This is a genomic window from Vibrio sp. NH-UV-68, from assembly GCF_042940635.1.
GTDB lineage: Bacteria > Pseudomonadota > Gammaproteobacteria > Enterobacterales > Vibrionaceae > Vibrio > Vibrio pacinii.
This window is the reverse complement of record NZ_CP134976.1, coordinates 1,128,498-1,147,620: the sequence shown is the minus strand read 5'-3', so window position 1 is coordinate 1,147,620 and position 19,123 is coordinate 1,128,498. Positions and strand designations below refer to the sequence as shown.

Annotated in this window: 19 protein-coding genes; 14 read left to right on the top strand and 5 right to left on the bottom strand. The window is 38.6% G+C overall.

Annotated features, from left to right (window positions below):
* Positions 1 to 627: 627 nt before the first annotated feature.
* From ViNHUV68_RS19440 to ViNHUV68_RS19420, 5 genes are all read left to right on the top strand, one after another.
* Complete coding sequence (locus ViNHUV68_RS19440) at positions 628 to 1,170, top strand: chromosome partitioning protein ParA (protein ID WP_137027198.1); 543 nt, start codon at positions 628 to 630, stop codon at positions 1,168 to 1,170.
* A complete protein-coding gene (locus ViNHUV68_RS19435) occupies positions 1,160 to 2,551 on the top strand; it encodes a relaxase/mobilization nuclease domain-containing protein (RefSeq protein WP_391090789.1) in 1,392 nt (463 codons plus the stop codon). The genes ViNHUV68_RS19440 and ViNHUV68_RS19435 overlap by 11 nt, the downstream gene beginning before the upstream one ends.
* Positions 2,552 to 2,912: 361 nt before the next feature.
* The gene (locus ViNHUV68_RS19430) at positions 2,913 to 3,680 is read left to right on the top strand and encodes a hypothetical protein (protein ID WP_005444615.1); all 768 of its coding nucleotides are present in this window, start codon (positions 2,913 to 2,915) and stop codon (positions 3,678 to 3,680) included.
* Between the two features lie 159 nt (positions 3,681 to 3,839).
* A complete protein-coding gene (locus ViNHUV68_RS19425; protein WP_391090787.1) occupies positions 3,840 to 4,034 on the top strand; it encodes a hypothetical protein in 195 nt (64 codons plus the stop codon).
* Positions 4,035 to 4,159: 125 nt separating this feature from the next.
* Positions 4,160 to 4,540 (top strand): transcriptional regulator, encoded by a 381-nt coding sequence (locus tag ViNHUV68_RS19420; RefSeq protein WP_391090785.1) that lies wholly within the window; start codon positions 4,160 to 4,162, stop codon positions 4,538 to 4,540.
* A 271-nt stretch (positions 4,541 to 4,811) separates the two neighbouring features.
* Here ViNHUV68_RS19420 and ViNHUV68_RS19415 read toward each other — a convergent pair whose 3' ends face one another.
* Positions 4,812 to 5,444 (bottom strand): diguanylate cyclase domain-containing protein, encoded by a 633-nt coding sequence (locus ViNHUV68_RS19415; RefSeq protein WP_391090783.1) that lies wholly within the window; start codon positions 5,442 to 5,444, stop codon positions 4,812 to 4,814.
* A gap of 334 nt (positions 5,445 to 5,778) precedes the next feature.
* Here ViNHUV68_RS19415 and ViNHUV68_RS19410 point away from each other — a divergent pair, with 334 nt between their 5' ends.
* From ViNHUV68_RS19410 to ViNHUV68_RS19385, 6 genes are read left to right on the top strand one after another with little or no spacing between them, the layout of a single operon-like run.
* A complete protein-coding gene (locus tag ViNHUV68_RS19410; protein WP_208892826.1) occupies positions 5,779 to 6,753 on the top strand; it encodes a YafY family protein in 975 nt (324 codons plus the stop codon).
* A gap of 10 nt (positions 6,754 to 6,763) precedes the next feature.
* The gene (locus ViNHUV68_RS19405) at positions 6,764 to 7,093 is read left to right on the top strand and encodes a hypothetical protein (protein ID WP_025526526.1); all 330 of its coding nucleotides are present in this window, start codon (positions 6,764 to 6,766) and stop codon (positions 7,091 to 7,093) included.
* Positions 7,094 to 7,143: 50 nt separating this feature from the next.
* The gene (locus ViNHUV68_RS19400; RefSeq protein ID WP_208892828.1) at positions 7,144 to 7,536 is read left to right on the top strand and encodes a TerB family tellurite resistance protein; all 393 of its coding nucleotides are present in this window, start codon (positions 7,144 to 7,146) and stop codon (positions 7,534 to 7,536) included.
* 2 nt (positions 7,537 to 7,538) lie between these two features.
* The gene (locus ViNHUV68_RS19395; protein ID WP_025536137.1) at positions 7,539 to 8,531 is read left to right on the top strand and encodes a hypothetical protein; all 993 of its coding nucleotides are present in this window, start codon (positions 7,539 to 7,541) and stop codon (positions 8,529 to 8,531) included.
* Positions 8,532 to 8,591: 60 nt separating this feature from the next.
* A complete protein-coding gene (locus tag ViNHUV68_RS19390; protein WP_208892830.1) occupies positions 8,592 to 10,025 on the top strand; it encodes a hypothetical protein in 1,434 nt (477 codons plus the stop codon).
* Entirely contained in the window at positions 10,025 to 10,306 is a 282-nt protein-coding gene (locus tag ViNHUV68_RS19385) for a YkgJ family cysteine cluster protein (protein WP_080253446.1), read from the top strand. Before ViNHUV68_RS19390 ends, ViNHUV68_RS19385 begins: the two co-directional genes overlap by 1 nt.
* A 95-nt stretch (positions 10,307 to 10,401) precedes the next feature.
* Here ViNHUV68_RS19385 and ViNHUV68_RS19380 read toward each other — a convergent pair whose 3' ends face one another.
* On the bottom strand, positions 10,402 to 11,118 hold the full coding sequence (locus ViNHUV68_RS19380) for an NYN domain-containing protein (RefSeq protein WP_029866016.1): 717 nt from the start codon (positions 11,116 to 11,118) through the stop codon (positions 10,402 to 10,404).
* A 514-nt stretch (positions 11,119 to 11,632) separates the two neighbouring features.
* Here ViNHUV68_RS19380 and ViNHUV68_RS19375 point away from each other — a divergent pair.
* Positions 11,633 to 12,055, top strand: coding sequence for an ATP-binding protein (locus tag ViNHUV68_RS19375; protein ID WP_005376160.1), 423 nt, complete (start codon positions 11,633 to 11,635; stop codon positions 12,053 to 12,055).
* Positions 12,052 to 12,453 (top strand): hypothetical protein, encoded by a 402-nt coding sequence (locus tag ViNHUV68_RS19370; protein WP_005376161.1) that lies wholly within the window; start codon positions 12,052 to 12,054, stop codon positions 12,451 to 12,453. The genes ViNHUV68_RS19375 and ViNHUV68_RS19370 overlap by 4 nt, the downstream gene beginning before the upstream one ends.
* A gap of 3 nt (positions 12,454 to 12,456) precedes the next feature.
* On the opposite strand, the gene ViNHUV68_RS19365 is transcribed toward ViNHUV68_RS19370, so the two are convergent.
* The gene (locus ViNHUV68_RS19365) at positions 12,457 to 12,678 is read right to left on the bottom strand and encodes a DUF4113 domain-containing protein (protein WP_158108827.1); all 222 of its coding nucleotides are present in this window, start codon (positions 12,676 to 12,678) and stop codon (positions 12,457 to 12,459) included.
* A 224-nt stretch (positions 12,679 to 12,902) separates the two neighbouring features.
* On the opposite strand from ViNHUV68_RS19365, the gene ViNHUV68_RS19360 reads away from it, so the two are divergent.
* Positions 12,903 to 14,009, top strand: a complete 1,107-nt coding sequence (locus tag ViNHUV68_RS19360) for a hypothetical protein (protein ID WP_178326685.1) — start codon at positions 12,903 to 12,905, stop codon at positions 14,007 to 14,009.
* Between the two features lie 190 nt (positions 14,010 to 14,199).
* On the opposite strand, the gene brxL is transcribed toward ViNHUV68_RS19360, so the two are convergent.
* Both brxL and pglZ read right to left on the bottom strand, forming a co-directional pair.
* Entirely contained in the window at positions 14,200 to 16,239 is a 2,040-nt protein-coding gene (gene brxL, locus ViNHUV68_RS19355; RefSeq protein WP_391091873.1) for a protease Lon-related BREX system protein BrxL, read from the bottom strand.
* Between the two features lie 74 nt (positions 16,240 to 16,313).
* Positions 16,314 to 19,013, bottom strand: a complete 2,700-nt coding sequence (gene pglZ / locus ViNHUV68_RS19350) for a BREX-1 system phosphatase PglZ type A (protein WP_391090781.1) — start codon at positions 19,011 to 19,013, stop codon at positions 16,314 to 16,316.
* Between the last annotated feature and the right edge of the window lie 110 nt (positions 19,014 to 19,123).

The window sequence follows — 19,123 nt, the reverse complement described above, 5'->3', positions numbered from 1 at the left end:
GTTTCGCTCTAAAGATAACTTCAAGTATACAAATCTTAGATATATATGCATAATTTTTTTATAAAATTTATAGTTAACGTAAATAATACTATTAATTATATTACAATGAAGAATAGAACTATACCTATTCTTTCTTAATTAGATATTCATTTTTAGTAAGTAAAGTCTATTTTATTTTTAATTAGTCTTGATGTCAGGCTACTTACACTACAAAAATAAATCACACTAAGATTACTTAATATTTAAGTAATTAGCTATTAAATCTACTTACATGATAAGGAAATAAAAATTTTTAATTAAGATGTTGTTTTTATAATGTTGAATTTTATGGTGTTATTTATTGTTTATTGAATATATTATTTATAAATTTATTTTAAATGTTAACTATACTTTTATTTGTGTGAAAATAAATGTTGAAAATCTTATCGTTTAAATTGATAATATAATTATCTAATTTTGAAGCAAGCTATGTCTGAGAGTTCTATTTGTCCCAAATATCCTCATCAGACGATTTCCTCACAATTCGTTCGGTTGCACTAACACTCTTCGAAGTTAGCGCTATATTAAGCCATTATCGCTTCGCTCAAAAAAGTTGACATATAACAATTAAAATAAGGAACATAAGCCATGAGTGATTACATAGACATATTCCATTCTGTAGATAAAAATGAACTTTTGAAAATAGAAAAAGCACTACAGTCTGCAAAGAAAGATAAAATTAAACAAAGAAAGTCTGATGAAGACAAGTTGTCTAAATCAGTGAAAATAAACTTTACAGAAATGGAATATAAAACACAAATAGATAATAAGAAGAAATCAGGGTATGGCACTTTATCTGCTTATATGAGAGCTATATTAAATAGGACGATGGTGGTTAAACCAGTTGTACTTGAAGCTTCAAAAAACTTTTTCCATAAAACATCGGGTATTTTTAAAGATATTAGCTCTATCGCTTCACACCTAGAAAATGGAAAGCAGCTTGATAGACAAGAGGTAGAACTCGTTTTCCAAGCATTTGAAGTATTAAAACGAGAATTTCAAGAAACCAGGCTCTTGTTAATAAATTGCTTTACTGAAGATACTGCGTATGAAATAGCAAAGGAGCATATTTCAATCGAAAAATTAGAAAAGTTGATACAAGAAAAAAAGAGAACAAATTATGATATATGAAGAACCTGAACAAAAACAAAAAAAGCACAATAAGAAGACTGTACATATACTTGTCGATTATATAAAAGGTAACGATGAGCGTGTTGCTAAAAACCTAATTAACTATTCCGCTGGTGCTAGCAAAGAGTGTGCTGCAATAACAGAGTTCATATACGCCAACAACATCATCCACATTCCTCATGAAGCCAGAACTGCACCAGGGGAGATATTAGACTTGTCAGAGGCCATTGTGGAAATGCAGCAATCAATAGCTCTAAATCCCGCTGTAAAGCAACAGTTCAAGCACATGATAGTTTCTTTAGATACGAACGAAAATTTGAGTAACACTCAATGGCAAAAGACAGTTAGTAAGCTTATGGGTTACCTCGGATACGACAATTGTCGCTATATATCTTTCAAGCATAATGATACCGACGAAGAACATGTACATATCGTGACTAGCACAATAGATATGATAACCAGAAAGAAAGTCTCTGATAGCTATAGCTATTATCGTGCGCAAGAAGTAATGCGAGAACTTGAAATCGAGTTTGGCCTGCGACAGTTAGTTTCGAGTAAAGATAAAGGCTATGACGATCGCGCAACCATCAATGATGCAAGAGTTAAAACTAAAAAGGCGCAAGTTGCTAGATTAGTCACGAGAGCGATTAACCGTCTTAACCAACGCTCAACGCTAGCGCAATTTGTCTCAGCCGTAGAAAAACAACATCCAGAACTCACAGTCGAAGTACGAGAAAAGGACGGGCTGGTATCTGGTCTCGTCTTTAATTTGAGTGACAATCGTTTTAGTGCATCTCAGCTTGGCAGTAATCGTAAGTTTACATTGGGAAAGTTAATTCAAAATGAAATTCTATCGGCTGATTCGCTCAATTTTGAGCGTTTTCAAGAAGAAATGAATAAGTTAGCTTTGCTATCGCAAAGGCAGAAACGAGAAGCGCATACAACTTACGTAAAGCGTCAGTCTGATGATAACGGTTGGCTACTTGTTTTGTTTACAGCTAACAAAATTTACTTTAATAAACTGCGAGCCATTTTACAAAATGATCGATTCCATTTGCGCTCTAGAAGATTTATACAAAGCAGCAATAAAATGTCTTGTGCTATCGCTATGCAGATCAATTTAGTACAGCTTAGCAACACATTCTCTGATGTTCTTCGACAGTTGTTCATTGAGTTGTTCTTTTCTATTAGAGAGAACCATAATGAGATTCAACACAAGTTAGCTATGCAAACATTCATTAACGATTTCAATATAAAAGTTATCTCTTTAAAGGAACTTAAAGATTTTGAGTCACAAAAAGATGCTGAAATATTTAGTACTGAAGAATTGTTTGAATACAAAGTTAAGGACAAAGATAATGCGATGGACCTGATTCAGTAAATATTCATAATTAATTATTTGATACGTGAGTCATTGAAAATCTACCTTTCGAGGATTTTTATAAGTAGATGTTCGTTTGATATTAATTATCGTGGTCATTCAATATAGACGTATTAGTATCTATAGATAATGATCTAGTCATTAATTTTAAAAATCAAATCGGTTATTTGTAAGTAATAGCTGGTAAATTATTTTTAAATTTTCATCTCCGAAATAATATTTTTATTGTTGAATCTAGTTAATTGTATTTAACGTTCAGTTGTTTATGATGATTTCTTTGTTAATTATTATTTAGTTTACTTATTATTAATTAACTGGTAATTTATAATTAAAGATAAAAATAAATGATAAGGTTTTAATTATGTCCAATAACGCAGATGCAATTAATGTAGCAGTAGATAAAGAAAGATATAACAAAAATAATGATGGTATGTATTATACGCCGTACCGACATAGAAAAGGTATGACTCTTTATCTTCGATTAAATATAAAGATAAATAATGAAGATTCTAGAAATAAATCTCCAATGACAATGGTGATTAATGTTGCTCAAAAACGTATTGATGAGTACCCCAAGTATACATTTGAAGAATTTGTAACTAACAATGCTTCTGAATGTGTGAAGTCGGGGGAGTTCGAGATTACTCGAGGTGCATATGAGAAATTTTTAGCTAAGCATAAATACTATTACGGAATATATCAAAAAGCAAAAGTGAATGAATGCCGTGGTTACTTCGAGATTGACAGAGCGGGAATTAAGAAAGAGGCGGCAAAGATATCAAAGCCAGTACATGACGTAGCAGATATTGTTGAAAAGCTTGCTTTAGATGGTATTTTGACTGCTGTAGAAGCACAAGATCTGTATCAGTCAATGTACAGAATTAAACAAGTATTAGACGCATACGTTATGCCTGATATTCTTTTTCAGAATATGCTTTTCTATGATAAAAAATTAACTGATAAAATTAAGACTTACAATCATTTATCTAACTTCAAAATTTCAAGTAAAGCAAATGCTGATCGTTTTGTTAAACACATGAGTAAAATAGACAGTTTTGAGACTGGTAATAGAGTTAAAAAGTTAAGCACTGAAAGAAAGGTATTAGAGTCTTTGTGTTCCAGTCTTTAATAAACCTCATTGATATCTGCCAGATCAAAGATCTGGCTTTTTACATTTTATGCGAATGTACATTTTGGAATCTAGTGGATGAATAGGATTGTTTTTCACAAAATGATGGATTAGTATTAAATCATACTCTTATATCAATATTTAATAGGGATGATTATAATGGATGATATTCATGAACAACTTGGCGTCAATAAGTCCTTTCTTAACGAAACATTTGCAATGATCCGCATATCTAAAGAAGGAGAGGTTTGGGTACAATATCAAGATAAGATGGATATACCATCAGGCATTAAAGTAATTAATATTACTGCTGATGTTCTTAAGATTATTGCGCTTCATCAAAGTAGCGAATGATGAGAGCGTGGTTTAAAGAAATTTGATATTGAGGTTTGATAAATCTACTGTAATTTATCATAATTATCACTGTTTTTCCTCTCAGTTAAAGGAAGTTATTTTATTTTTGTTAACATGGATAAATTATGAAAGCTAGAATCGGAATCGCCTCGGAAGAACTCGTTCGCAAGTATATATTGGATGTTGCAGCTGGTAAATTAAACCATGTGGAATATATGCCTCAATTCTGGTTTGCATCTTTAACAGAGCTGTCACAGGTTTTAACTAACGATAATATTAAGCTCTTGAATATGATGGCTTATGAGAGGCCAAATAGTGTAGGGAAGTTATCTGAGATAACAGGTCGCAGTGTCGAAGAGCTTGAGGTTTCTATTGAGAAACTTACATCTAAAGGTTTTTCTCGTATTGAGATATGTGGAAACGAAGTGCATCTTACTGCAATGTATACCTCTTTTGAGATCCTAATGGGCAAGGAGCTGGAAGCACAACTTCTACAAATCCTTTAATTTTTAAAACAAGTAGTCAATGCTTTTTGCTTATAACGAACAATTGATATCGGTATAGCAAGTTAGTTCTAAGAAAAATTCCTGCCACTTGATTGCGCTGAACTCTCCGTTGTTCACATTGAGCGTTGCGTATCTCGACTTTTAACTAGGGGCAGTCATAGGGTCTAAAGCCACTTCCAATCAGCACAGCTCTCGCAGTGCATTGCCAATGTTTGCTTCCTGGTCCACATTCAACGTTTACCTAAAGAGTTCCTGGTTTTTGTGTGGTTCGTTAACGAAAACGAAGATTTTTCTTTTGATACATATCTAGGTCCACTAGGTTGAGTAGTTGTTTCGATGTAAGTTTCTCTGGCCCTTTCATGTTGTATACATGACATCCAGTAGAGACTGTAATGGGAGGCGATGGGCGTGTATATGTCCTCTGTTGTCGTTCTAGGGTTTCGTGAACTCGTGTACACCAATCATCTAATTCTTGACGTGATACATTTGGCAATATTGCAAGGAACTCGTCGCCGCCATATCGTGAGATAGATTCGTAAGGTTTCTTGAATCTTTTTAGTGCACTACCCACATAAGACAAAACATCATCCCCAACCACATGTCCTTCTGTATCGTTGATTATTTTAAGATGATCGACATCTATGAAGACCAGCCCTAGTGAGTTCAATTGTTCATTTTTTAAAGACATTTCTAGGTATGACATCCCATATTCACGAGTTTCAACTTTAGTTAGGCTGTCTATTCGAACCTGAGTTTCTAAGGAGTACACCTTTTCTCTGAGGCTCTTATTCTCATCTTCTAAGAAACGTATCTGGTTGATGAGATCCTGCCATGTCACCTTAGTAATTGGGCTGATATCAGCGGTTTCAGCAGAGAGATTTTTATCATACGTGTTAACAGACATTGTGCACTCCGATGTTAAAAGTGTCCTTAATAGAGGTGATCTTAAACCCAAGTACGACATTATGTGTCACATAGAACAAGAGATTTGCTGTGCGTTGAATTTGCTCTGTTACTCAAGGTGGTTGTTTTGTAAACGATTTGGTGCGACACAATTTGACTAATCGCACGTTATAGTGAACTTATTAGATATGTGTGTTACTTAGCGCTTACCCATAAGTTGCATATTGATGTATAAGTAATTCATTAAAAAGAATGACACGGCAATAATGTATTTCTAAAACCTTTGTTGTGTTTTAAATAAGCAATTAATTTTGAGCAGTTGGGCAAAAACAAGTATGGCTAAACGATCGAGCACTAACGAATCTCTAGTTATCGCGTTTGAATTGCTAAAGCGCATACCCAGATCACATCAGGTGACGGCACGTGAACTACACTGCCAGTTAGAAGAAGTTGGGATTCTTCGAGATCTTAGGTCTGTACAAAGAAGCCTTGAAATGCTTTGTGATCATTTTGATATTTTGCGAGATGATCGAACAAAGCCTTATGGTTATCGCTGGAACAAGGGTTCCGAGAGTTTATCTTTACCAAAATTATCGTCCGTTGATGCCTTGCTACTCAGTTTAGCTCAAGAGCATCTTAAGTACTTATTACCTGCAAACCTTACTTCTTCATTGGATGGTTTTTTTCAAGAAGCGAAATACCAATTGAATCCGACCTCTGGAAGTACCAAAGATCGTGAATGGCTTAAAAAGGTAGCGGTGGTTAGTGAGACATTGCCACTGTTACCGCCGAAAATAGACAGTTTGGTTTTCAGGAAAGTAAGTGATGCTCTGTATCACAATCGTTATCTCACCATTAACTACGTAAACGCAAGCCAAACACAAAAATCATCAATGGTGATGCCGCTCGGATTAGCGCAGCAAGGTCAGCGTTTATATCTAGTTTGCCGTTTTGATGGGTATGACAACGAACGAACGATTGCTATCCACCGCATTAAGAAAGCCACAGTCTCAACATTTGAGTTTGAGAGACCAAAAGAGTTTAAGCTCAGTCAATATTATACGGATGGGCGCTTTGGCTTTGGTGAAGGTGACAAGTGTTCGATTCGATTTTGCATCGCTAAACAAACAGGTTTTTATCTAAAAGAAACGCCATTATCGAGTGACCAAACGCTCGAAGAACATCCAGACTATTTTGTTGTGACAGCGACTGTCATAAAGTCAAAGCAATTGGATAGGTGGCTTAATGGGTTTGGTAACTTGATATGGGATGTAGGTATTACTGACCACGAATATGAAACATTAACTTAAGGAGAGAAAGATGGGCTTTTTTGATTCATTGGTAAGTGCAGGCAAAGCGGCCGTAAAAGCTGCTGGCGATGCTGCAACTAAAAGCACATTGGAACATTGGGGAAAGATTTCTAAAGCTCCGCGCGACCGTGTATTAGATTATTACCATCAAAACAACAAGCAAGAGTCGCAAAACTCCTTGAAGCGAGCATTAGCTATTGCAGCTCTTCAAGACCATAGCTTGTTTAGCCAAGATGTAGATGCAAAAAGACAACTAATTCGTTTACGTGAAAAGGTTAGTTTAGATGACAGTTCTCAAGCAAGAACTCTTATGAGAGCAATAGATAACCTACAGCGTTAGTTAAAAGTTCTCAATTCCCCTGCTAAATCGCATTTTAAGAAAGGACAAATATGTTTATTCAGCATTTAAACAATGAACAACAGGCAACATTGATTGCTTTTGCAAAGAAAATTATCTCTGTCGATGGACATATCGACGAAAAAGAAGAGCTTATGTTGGAAACGATTCGCTCTCAGTGTGATGTCAACGTGAATTTCGATAGTAAACCCGAATTAGACGAACTAGGAAGTTTATTTGAGCTTCAGCATCAAAAAGTGGCGTTTATGCTGGAACTCATTGGTGTTGCTTATGCAGATGAAACTTATCAAGACAGTGAGAAGGCTGTTATTGGGCACTTAGCAGAAGTTCTCAATATTTCGCCTAGTCTGCTCACTGACATGGAAAGCTGGGTTAAACGTCAAATGATTCTGGTTAAAGAAGCCAACTTATTCATGGAGATATAACGATGCCTTTACCATTTATATTAGCAGGTGCGGCTATTGTAGCGGGTGGATATGGTGTGAAAAAAGGTATCGATGCAAAAGATGACTTTGACACAGCAAAAAGGATCAATAGACGTGCGCAGATTATGTTTGACGAGGCAAAATCCGAGCTAGAAGAGGAGCGCGAGTTAACTCAAAAAGCGATGGAAAACTTAGGTAAAGCAAAATACAAAATTTACAATGAGTCGATCATTCCGTTTGTTGATGTTTTTTCAAAAATAAAAAATGTTTCCTTTGAGGACAATAGCCTAGATGATGCGACAAATTTACCAGCGATGAGTGCTGGAGAGCTTGCTCGAATGAAAACTAGCGTCTTAGAGATAAAAGGTGTTCTTTCAGGTGGAATCACGGCTCTTGGTAGTGGTGGACTTGCTGGCTTAGCTGCTTACGGTGGCGTCGGTGTTTTAGGAACGGCTTCAACAGGTACTGCCATAGGCACATTAAGTGGTGCAGCAGCGACTAACGCTACCCTAGCGTGGTTAGGGGGCGGCTCACTCGCTGCGGGGGGATACGGTATGGCAGGTGGCATGATGGTTTTAGGTGGTGTTGTCGCAGGGCCTGTACTCGCTGTTGGCGGAATGATGATGGCTTCAAAAGCGGAGGCTGCTAAAGAAGATGCATATGGCAATCTTGATAAGGCTGAGTTGGCATCAGAGCAGATGAAAGAGGCGAGGGTTGCGGCAAGTGGCATACGCTTGAGGTTTGAAGAAATTACCAAAGTTTTACGTAGCTTAGAACTTAGATTCCAGCCATTACTCCAATCATTAAACGAGTTGGTAGAATCAAATACAAACTATAGTACGTACTCCGAAGAAGATCGTAAGGGTGTAATGATCGCAGCGTCTACTGCAAAAGTTTTAAAGAACTTGCTGGAAGCTCCTATCATAGACAATGAGGGTACGCTAACACCAGAGTCTCGCAAGGTGTTGGAAGAAACCAAAAAAATTATTGCGTAATGCAACGAAATAGGAAGGCAGTAAAGCCTTCCTAGTTGTTAAATCCAAGGCTTCCCAATCATGAAAAAACAAGATGATTTTGTGTCCATTCTGGGTGGATACACAGCAGACACTGCTACAAAGAGGTTTACAGAGAGAACATTCAATATTTTTGAAGATAGTGAGCATCTAGTTGAACTTGCTCAAAAATGGAAGAATGTCGCTGCTGATAAGGCTCAAGGCCATATGTTCGAACAGCTTGAAGTCATAAAATTTAACTTGGATGCACTAAAAAAAGATAGTGAACTTTTCGCCAAGACTACAGCAAGTATGGGCTTTCCAACAGATCCTGTTGACATCATCATTTCCAACGGCAAGGAGACCTTGAGGGAAGTACAAGCAAAATCCTGTAACAGTGCTGCACGCAGTGCATTCGCATTGTCCAATGAAAAATACCAAGAAATGCAAAGATTGGCACCTCAAGACCAAGTTGAAAAAATTAAAGAATTGCTTGAGAAGAGGATTGAAGCAGGAACCCTTAAGGCCGAAGACTACGAGCAAACTTATAGAAACCTGACGGAATCACTTGAGTATGGAAATGTAAGATCTGCTGGCACAACTTATGATGAGGCGCTAAAGGCCACCGATGCCAATGTTGCAGAAGTCATCGCTAATCAATCTAAACTGGAAGCTGCCTTTGTTGATATGCATGAGTCAGGGAAAAGGGCTGGTAACATAGGCGCAGCATTGAGTGGGGCGACCAGTAGCGTGACAGAGTTTTATCAAGTTTATAACGGTGAGCGTGAGCTAGGAGAAGCAACAGTAAATATTGCAATATCGACAGCAAAAGGTTATGCGACTGGTTATACAGTAACAGCATTAAGTAAAGGTATAACACACTCGGCCACGCATTTTTTAGGTGCTGGTGTGTCAAAAGCGTTAGCAAGAAGCAATGCCCCAGTCGCAATTGCATCAGGGGTTATTAGTTCTAGTAAGTCGATGATTAGTTACCTAAAAGGAGACATAGAGTTAGAGCAACTTAGCGATGAAATTACACATACCGCAATAACCAGTTCAGCGTCATTCTATTATGGTGCCCTTGGCCAAGTGATGATTCCTATCCCAGTCGTTGGTTCCATTGTCGGGGCTGGCGTCGGATATATGATTGGCAATTTGATCCATCAATCAGGTCTAGTAGCTCTCGGTGATAGTCAATTAGTGAAAATTGCAAAAGAGAGAAGACGTCAGATACAAGCCCTTTGCCTTGCAGCTGTTCCTCAAATTCGACAAAATCGTATAGCACTTCAGCAGCAACTTGATCAGCATTTTGAATTAAGAAAGCAATTATTCATGTCTGCATTTGATTCCTTTGATCTGGGAATGAATAATTGGGAACCAAATCAATGTTTAGAAGCATTGAATACGATAAGTGATCAATTTGGCTCTGTTTTACCATATAAATCTTTTGAAGAGTTTGATCAAATGATGTGCTCAGAGGATTCATTTAAATTCTGATGAACTACTCATTCCCTTGCTATCAATGTGGTAAATGCTGTTCTAACGTCCATCTCTCTGATGAAACGAAATTTCTTGATAGGGGAGATGGGTGCTGTACGCATCTCGATTTAGATACAAAGCTCTGTTCTATCTATGAAGATAGGCCAGATATTTGTCGGGTTGAATTACAGTATCTGTCTCGGTTTTCAAAACAGTATGCTTGGGACCACTTTGTCGAACTAAATTTAGAGATATGTGCAGCGCTTCCTGAGAGAATCAGTTCTGACCCACAAGAGTGACTGGTTACTTGTTCTTTGCGGCCGTAGCCGCATTTGGCAATTTCTAACGCCATAAAGTTACTAAATCGCCCAAAAGGCAAAATGGAAAGCTATTTCTATTTGCTTGCCTTTGTGATCAGCTGAAATTCCATACCAGACCGCTTATTATTACGGACTCTATAGCGGGTCGGATACCTATCAAAAAAGTCAGACAGTTTCTTTAATTCGTAGTTCCTAGGGTCAAAATCTGGCTTCAATCTCTTTAAATATTTGCCGACTTCCCCTAGTTTAGCCCAACCAGTCTCATCTCTATAATTTTGCCATGCTTGGTGCATTAATCGCCAGAGTTCACGTTCTGCGTCTTGAGCTGAGCTAGATTGTACTTCTTTAATCTCAACATCAGGGTTTAGGTTCTCTATCGCTACAAAGTCATCACAAGCATTTTTAAACGCAGTCGGTGTCATCGCTTTTCCAACACCAATGACGTGTATTTCTGATTCTCTTAACCTTGTGGCAAGGCTAGTGAAGTCACTGTCACTGGAAATTAAAGCAAAAGAATCAAATCTGTGGGTATATAATAGATCCATTGCATCAATAATCATTAACGAATCTGTCGAATTTTTTCCAGACGTATACGCAAACTGTTGCTTTGCTTGAATTGCTAGTTCATTTAACGGCTGTTTCCAATTTTTCAAATGTTCAGAAGAGAAGTCGCCGTATGCCCTTTTAACGATTATTTGTCCAAAGCTAGATAATTCTTCAATGATCAGGCTCAACTTTGAGTGGGGAGTATTTTCGGAATCAATAAGTACTGCGATTTTTCTGTGTCCCATAACCTGTGTAGCCATCTAGTATTTAGTTAGTTGCACTATATAAGCATACGTCAATCGAATTCAAACAGGTGTACTTAGAAGTGTTACTAGCAACAGCTTTAAGTAAAGAAAACACAGGAACAACATAAAGTTTGCCTTAGTCTGCATATACATCTACGAAGTTAGCTGCTCGCAATCAGCACTGCTTTCGCAGTGCATCAATCGATGTTTGATTCATAGTAAATTCCGACCATTTTTACCCCTTATAGAGGGTAGCTTGTCATCTACCCCTGATAAGGGGTAAAACCGACTCTTTGTTTTTATTAGATATAAAAAGCGGCAAAAGTAAATGATAACCCTTTGTTTTTATTGAAATAAATTGTTGACGAATAGCTTTTTATACGTTTTAATAAGCTCGAACACTCTCTATCTCAATTTGTATAAGATTGAGTTAAATAAATTAAACAATATCAAAGAATTCATCACCTTATCGGTGAGAGGAGGGGATTATTTTTTAATAAAAGGAAACGCCAAAATGGCCAAGCAAACACTTACTCTTGTGCGTGGATTACCAGGCTCTGGAAAGTCTACATACGCAAAAACTCTCAATGCTGTCTTAGTCGAAGCTGACCAATTTTTTATCGATAGCAACGATACCTACCAATTCGACCCCGCTCTAATCAAAAATGCTCATGCCTGGTGTCAACTCGAAACGAAGCGCTTACTTCGTGCAGGATTTGACGTCGTGGTTGCAAACACATTCGTAAAAAACTGGGAAATGTCATTTTACAAATCACTTGCGGATGAGATGAATGTATCATTCGAAGTCATTGAGATAAATGGGAAATACCAAAATATTCATGGTGTACCTGATGCTGTCATTGCTCGAATGAGTAAACAGTTTGAGAAGTTAAATCCTGCATTGATGTCTTCACCTGCAATGGAGATGTCACAATGAGTTCAATAAAAATTAATGGGTTAGACAAAGCACTCGAGTCAGTGCAAAAGCGTACAAGTGCTAGAGAATTAACCAGTGAAGGCGTCTATAAAATACTTAACGAAGTGCAAGAGACTTTAGATACTTATCTATTTAAAAAGGATCAGGTAGGTATTCAAGTATTGGTTACAGTTTATACAAAAGTTGCGAGTTCATATCAAAGCATACCATATGCAACTTTTGTTGAAGTTGAACGCGGTAAAACCGTGTGGAAATTGATCAACGTGTATCGCGGTGAAGCGATAGCCGCAGACGCAAAGATCCTCAATACGCAAAAATTTACTGATCAGATTTATTGTAAAGCTGAAAAGAAACTCAATAGATTAGTGTATCCTGACATCGATTTGTTGAGTGTTTGATAGCTAACACCTGATCTTCGGTAAATCGACCCTGCGGGTCGTATATTGCGGCATCAACATCTGACGCCGCATTGACCACTTCTGAGATATCCCTTGTGCCGCTATAAATACGGTGTCACTCCCAAATCTTTGGTTTAAACATCTATTAATTTTGGGCCATTCGTGACCCAGATTAAAGAATTCGGACTGCTCATGTTGGTCACCCACTAAGTCAACCAGTTCCATACCAATTTTACAAAATCCTACATCATTCGAAATAACAGATCTGATAGTTAGAGGATACTTAGTAGTTTCAGTCCAGCATTGTAACTCGGTTTTAGGTATTACCTCCCAGTGCAAAATGCTCTGTATTTATTGATTCGTAATTTATTACGATAAATTACGATAAATAAGTAATTACATCTCATTGGGTATTCTATAGTCTATAAATCAATACTTAAGGAGAACTTATGAGCAAGAAACGAGATACCATATTGTGGATAAACCACGCTATCAGCTACTTTAAGAGTCAGGGTAAAACGCAGAAAGATATGTCAAATGTACTCTGTATAGAAGAGTCTCGCATAAGTGAGATGAAAACGGCCAAAAGACTTTTGTCGCCATCTGAAAGGCAATCAATTATCGACTTTTGCGGAGCGCCGCGTCGTGAGTCTGGACGTTTTGAGCATGCTTTATGCTTTAACAGCGTAGACACCTTTGTCGCGTCGTTTGATGAGTTAATGGAAAATCGCTACTTGCGGGAACTCATTCGCTTTTTCCAAGATCATGAAAATCAGGCCAATTTATTAAGTAAGTGTATTCCAATAGAAGATGAGAATGGTAACTATATTGAAACTATTCGCTTGTCAGATATAGATGAAATGATTCGTGATGATGACTTAGAAGATACCTTCCAAAGATATCATCACTGGTTAAAAAATCAGAATGAGGATTCCTGTCTTAAGATGCCTGTGTTCAACAGCTCTGTGTTAGTTGAGGATAAAGATGTCTTCCACTTGATATACCAACTGTGGATGCTTGTTAAGCAATGTCCGACATTTTTACTAGCTACCGAGGAGTCTTTTAACCTAAATCCTGTCGTTGATGTTGAAGAGGTCGTCATGACAGGAGAGAAAGTATTACTAATCGAAAACTCGAACAACCCCAAACCTGTTAATCAACCGATTATCGAGCGTTTTGGCGATGGCAGTCGCTATCCAAACAATAAATGCATCAAACATGATTTATGGCAATCGGTACGATGTGAACTGTACCTAAGTGAAGACATGAACTATCACCTGCTGATTCATCTTTCTCATGAGTACCAGATTTGTTCTTATCCAGATGCTGAAAAATACGGTGATGGGGCCGTACATATGAATGAACTCAATTGGCTAACGGATGTGGATGAGAATGACTTGTTAGTCGTAGTCGAGAACATCAATTCACTGAAGTTATTCTCTATCATTGAAGATGTCAGAAAGTGGTGTGGACTACCTATTGATAACCACCTCGAATTAAAACGTAGGATAGCTAAAGCGGGCGGTTACGTACCAGGTGCAAGGGTATTGGTGTAGGAGAGTTGTTGTGAGATTTGTTGCATTCTTTCAGGTTTGCCATTAAATATTTACATTAATGAACAGGTGAATTCCGAGGTTGACAGTGAGTCAGTGCAAGCGAAGTTTATATAAGACTAAATGATAAATACTGAGTAGCATAATTGTATTAAAGCGGCATAAAGCCGCTTTAATACCTCATAAACAAATATCAACTAACCCCGAGAGCCTTGTAAACAGCATCTACAGGGTCACCGTAAAAGCTAACTTGAAACTTGGTAAATGTTTCAGCAGGCACCGTCGGAATATCTGTAGCAGATGCCATAGGAATGAGAATCTTGCTTGCGCCAGCTTCGAGAGCAACTTGCATTGAACCTGCCAAGTCCTGAACTGGATGCAATACGCCTCCTAGGGTCATTGACCCCAAAACCACCATTGATTCTTGCATCGGTTTTCCAAGTAGAGCAGAGCAGTTAGCAATCAAAGCGGCTAGGCTAGAACTATGCGAGTGACCAGACATCTGGAGGTCAACAAAATGCAAATGGAACTCATGTTCCGAATACTGATTGTTTGCTGCTATTCGTGATAGGTTTCCTTTGAAATACTCGAAACCGACTTTGACTTGCTCTTTTGCTTCTGTATCCGAACCAAGCCCTGATGTCGTTAGTTTACCGTTACCTGCTGTTTTTTGAGTTTCAATACGGAAGACACCAAGTTTACCCGCAGTGCCAGGGCTAACGAAATGAACGACTCCCGCATTGGGTCTACCTGGAGGGATGATTTTAGACCCGCCTTGTTCTGGAACGTTGACAAAGAACTCTTCGAGCGTTTCATTATCAATGTAAGAGAAGTTAACATCGAAGAACTCCATTCCCCCAATTTTTTTGAGCTGCTCTTTGACTCGGCGGCGAACCTCGAGTGCATAGGTCAAGCAAATCCGTACATCTTCTTTAGAGTACTCGCCGTGTGGCACTAAAAGTTTTAGTAGTCCAGATGTAGTACGGCGAACGGCGATAACATCTCGCTGATTGAGATTGTTTCCTAGCTTGAAGAATTTGTCGATAGCATCAGCAAATGCATGTTTGCGCATTTCGCGCATGTATTCAGCAAGGTAATCAGTGATCAAACCAAAACGGTTTGTGAAAAACTCTGGGCGCATTTTAGGAATTTCCCAGCCAGGAATATAAGCGTGGAAACGGTCAAAAAATGCTGAGTCAATCATCTCTGGAGGGAATGGGGCAAGTAGATGACTCGTTTTAACCAGTGTTTCGACACTTTGATCAATATTACCAACAAAGACCATTGAAGCCTTCGCTTCAATAGAATCACGACCACGGCTAAATGAACCTGAAGCCATGTAGTCTTTCATTATCTGCACGCCATCTTTGTCTTTAAATCGGATACCAGCGACTTCATCAAAAGCGACAATATCCCACATGCCAACCAAACCGACTTGGCGGCTTGACATGTTATAGAAAAGGTTAGCGACGGTGGTTTGACCGCCTGATACCAATAAAGAGTTCGGGGAACATTCTTTATAAACGTGAGACTTACCTGTACCACGAGGGCCTAGCTCGCAGACGTTATAGTTATTTTCAACGAACGGTATCATTCTGGCTAAGATATGCCACTTAGCACGCTGCTCCAGATTGGCAGGTTCCATACCAATTGAGCGTAATAGCATATCTAGCCATTGATCCATAGTGAAGTTACGTCGAGCGTCAAACACTTCTTGCATGTTCATTGAAGGCATCTGAATTGCTTTTAAGCCAACAACAGAAAATGGTGACGTTTTTTGGCCTTCCTCATAGAAGTAGCTTAGAGTAATGATGCACCAAATACCGCCTGTCAGCAGCTTTTCATTCTCTTTAACAACATTGGCAGAGATCACCGCGTCCTTGATACCTAAATTCGATAGGCTCGCCTCGTATACGTCTTTTTTCTGATTAAGCTTTACAGTGACTTTATCAATAACTTTATGTGTGCCTTTTTCTCGGATCAGTGATTTGACCTTTTCAGCTTCGTCTGGGCGAACATAGTTATCAGTCAGAATTTGTTTTACTCGACCTAAGCCAGCTTCTATCAACTCATCATCATCAGTCGAGCAATACATCCCTAACAGGTACTCGAGGACATAGACAGGAACATTGGCTCCTTCCTTGAGTTGTTTGGTCAGGTCTTTACGTACAATTCTTCCTTTGAATTGAGTCGTCATCAACTCATCCAGATCGACATCTCTGACATGTTGGATTTCATCTGCCTGATTAGGGACGTCAATAGGCTCTTGTTGATTATAATTTTCTGTCATACAGGGTTCCTAACGCCTTAAAAGAAGTCATCTTCTATCGCGATATCGATCGTGACAGAGTGAGGTTGTAGCTCTTGTGTCTTAGTCGGATCGCTGATGTCTTTCATCATTAACTTATAAGATACGGTGCGATCAAATCCCGTACCGTTGAGCATGATCACGACATTTCGCTTTCTATCATCTTGCTTTTCAGAGGTCGCATCAAACATCACTTTCTGCTTGTGGGATACGGGTTGGCCATTAGGATCAGCAATCCAAATCTCTAGCTCACGAGCCGTATATTTTTCGCCAACAGCAGCAGCCTGGAAAAGCTCTATTTTATCTGCCATAGAGACAAGACGGATAGGGTTTGAAAGCGGAACAACAGGTACTCGCTCTTTGGCGTATCGTGACTGCAATTTATTTGTAGTTAGTTCTTTGACTTGGATGACTGGAACACAAATTTCTTGTGGCATAATACCACCGTGAATAAACTTTGCCCCACCAACGAAATTAAATCTATTTGATCCACGGGGAACAATAAATTCACCGTCACTGCATTCCGAGTTTTCAGTTAAACTCGCTGTGTTGGTCATCTTACCGTGCCAATAGAAGCTGTCCTTTGGGAGGTTTTCGCCAATGATGTAGCGCTTTTTAGCTTCAACAGCGCCTTTTGGTTTGACGGTTAAAGCCGTTCTATCTGAATCGACAACATCGCTGGATTTAAAAATAAAACCATGATCAGCGGTAACTAACACACGACTACCATTTAAGCGATTGATGATACGTTCAATTAACTGCTTGATTTCACTGATAGCTGTCGCACAGGCTTCAAACGTTTGATGCTCTGATTCACCTTTATCTCCAACCTTGTCAATTTCATTGTGGTAGATATAGATCACTCTAGCATCGTGAACTTTTTCTCTGCCTTCCTCATTAGTCCAGTTCAGCACTTCTGAGGCTTTAAATGCGATCCCATTGCGCTTAGCCAAAATCTTATTTCGATTGTCTGTACCACGAGCACTGATACCATCGACTTTGTATTCGACCGTTGAGTTGATGTGTGTAGAGATTTCATTGTGTGGTAGCAAAGAAGCCATACCAAGCTGAGTATAGGAAGGTACGACACCAAGTTGAGACTTAATTTCGGAATGAAAGCGCTTTTCATTATTAATTTGGTCACTTATCGCATGGGCAACCTCATAACGAAGTGCATCAGAGATAATGACAAATACTTTTTTGACTTGTGTTGTATTAAAAATGCCTTCGACTTGTCGTCTATAAAACTCATGTTGGTTTGGTACGCCTGCAATCTTCCAGTTCTCTAACAGAGACTCTTCATCGACGAGTTTACCCCAAGCGATCGCTAGGTCGTGTAAGTACCAGTCCACATAGAGTGTTTCGATATCAGAAACCAACCCTGTTTTTTTCAATATATCAGAGCCATTATGAGCGACTTTTAAAGCATGCTCACAGAAACGTCGGTATGCAGAATCGAACTTATACAAGTCAGTTTCATACGCTCGGTACATTTCTTTGGCAGACGAAAAGTTAAAGCCATCAATATACTGCTGCTTTAACGCATAAAACTGTTTGGCAGCTCGAATTGCTTTTAAGATAGCTGCGTAATTTGGTTGATGATGAGTCCAATGTGTCGTTAAGCGATGAGAGATCAACGAATCGACTTCAATTTGATCGAGGTCGCTCAATTGTTGAGCGAGTAAGATAATAAAATGTTGCTCTGCATATTCAAAAGTATCGACACGATGAAGGTGCGTAGGGGACTTAACCATCGACAAGATGTGCTTTATCTCGAATTCTTGCTCTACTTGTTTTGCAAGGGTGTTATATGCGTTTGATAAATTTCGATTTTCTCGCATACCCTTAATAAAACTGATCGCTGTCGCTCGTTTAGATGAGTTAAATGTTCTTCGCTCGGCATAGTCGCGTTTACCTGATTCATCTAAGTTGATTGGTAACAGGTGCTGCTTGAACCTTGCAAAGACCTCGTGATTGCCGTTGATTCCACTATTAAGTAAAGACTGGTAGCACTCTGTGAATAGAAGTTTGGTCACCAAATCGTTTAGATGAGGTTGAATTTGCTCTGTATCATCAAATTTTTCAACTTGATACCCCATCACATCGAAAGCAAAGCGCCAGAAAGTATCAACCAAGTTGTACTTTTCTAGATCACTGAAAATAGTATTAACATCGATGCCATCTGCAAGCTTTAATAACAGATGGTTCAAGATAGTAGGGAAGGTTGGAGACTCAACTTTAAGTGTCGCTGCTAGTAGTGCTAGTTCCAGCTCTTCCTTATTTGCACTATGAGGCAGCAACTTCTTGAGGCGTTCACGGCGAACCTTAGCTGTAAAAAAGGCGCGGTAATGGGAAATAATCTGACGAAACTCCATTCTCATGCCGATCTCATTCAGGATCATTGAGCTTGAGTCAGCATAGAAATCCTCGGAGTATAGGCGAATGTCATATAACCAATCACGTTCAGGTTTGTTGGTTTCAGTGTTACTGTACAGAACAAATCGGGTGGCTGGTTCAAGTAGCTCGACACGTGTCTTTACTTCGAAGTGGGACTTATCATCTAAATGGATGATCTCAATGCCGTCAATAGAAAGCTCATCAAGCTGATCAATGAACTCTTTGTCGGTATCTTGCCAAAATACCAAACGGCTATGTTCAAATTTGTTTAAAAGGCCCTGAGATATTTGGTCTATGTTCATTGTGGATTCCGATAGGGCTATGTTGCTTATACAAAAATGGCAGAATTATATCATTCCACAACCGTTTTTAGTATCAACACGTATTGAGGTCGCATTCTAAAATTCTGCCC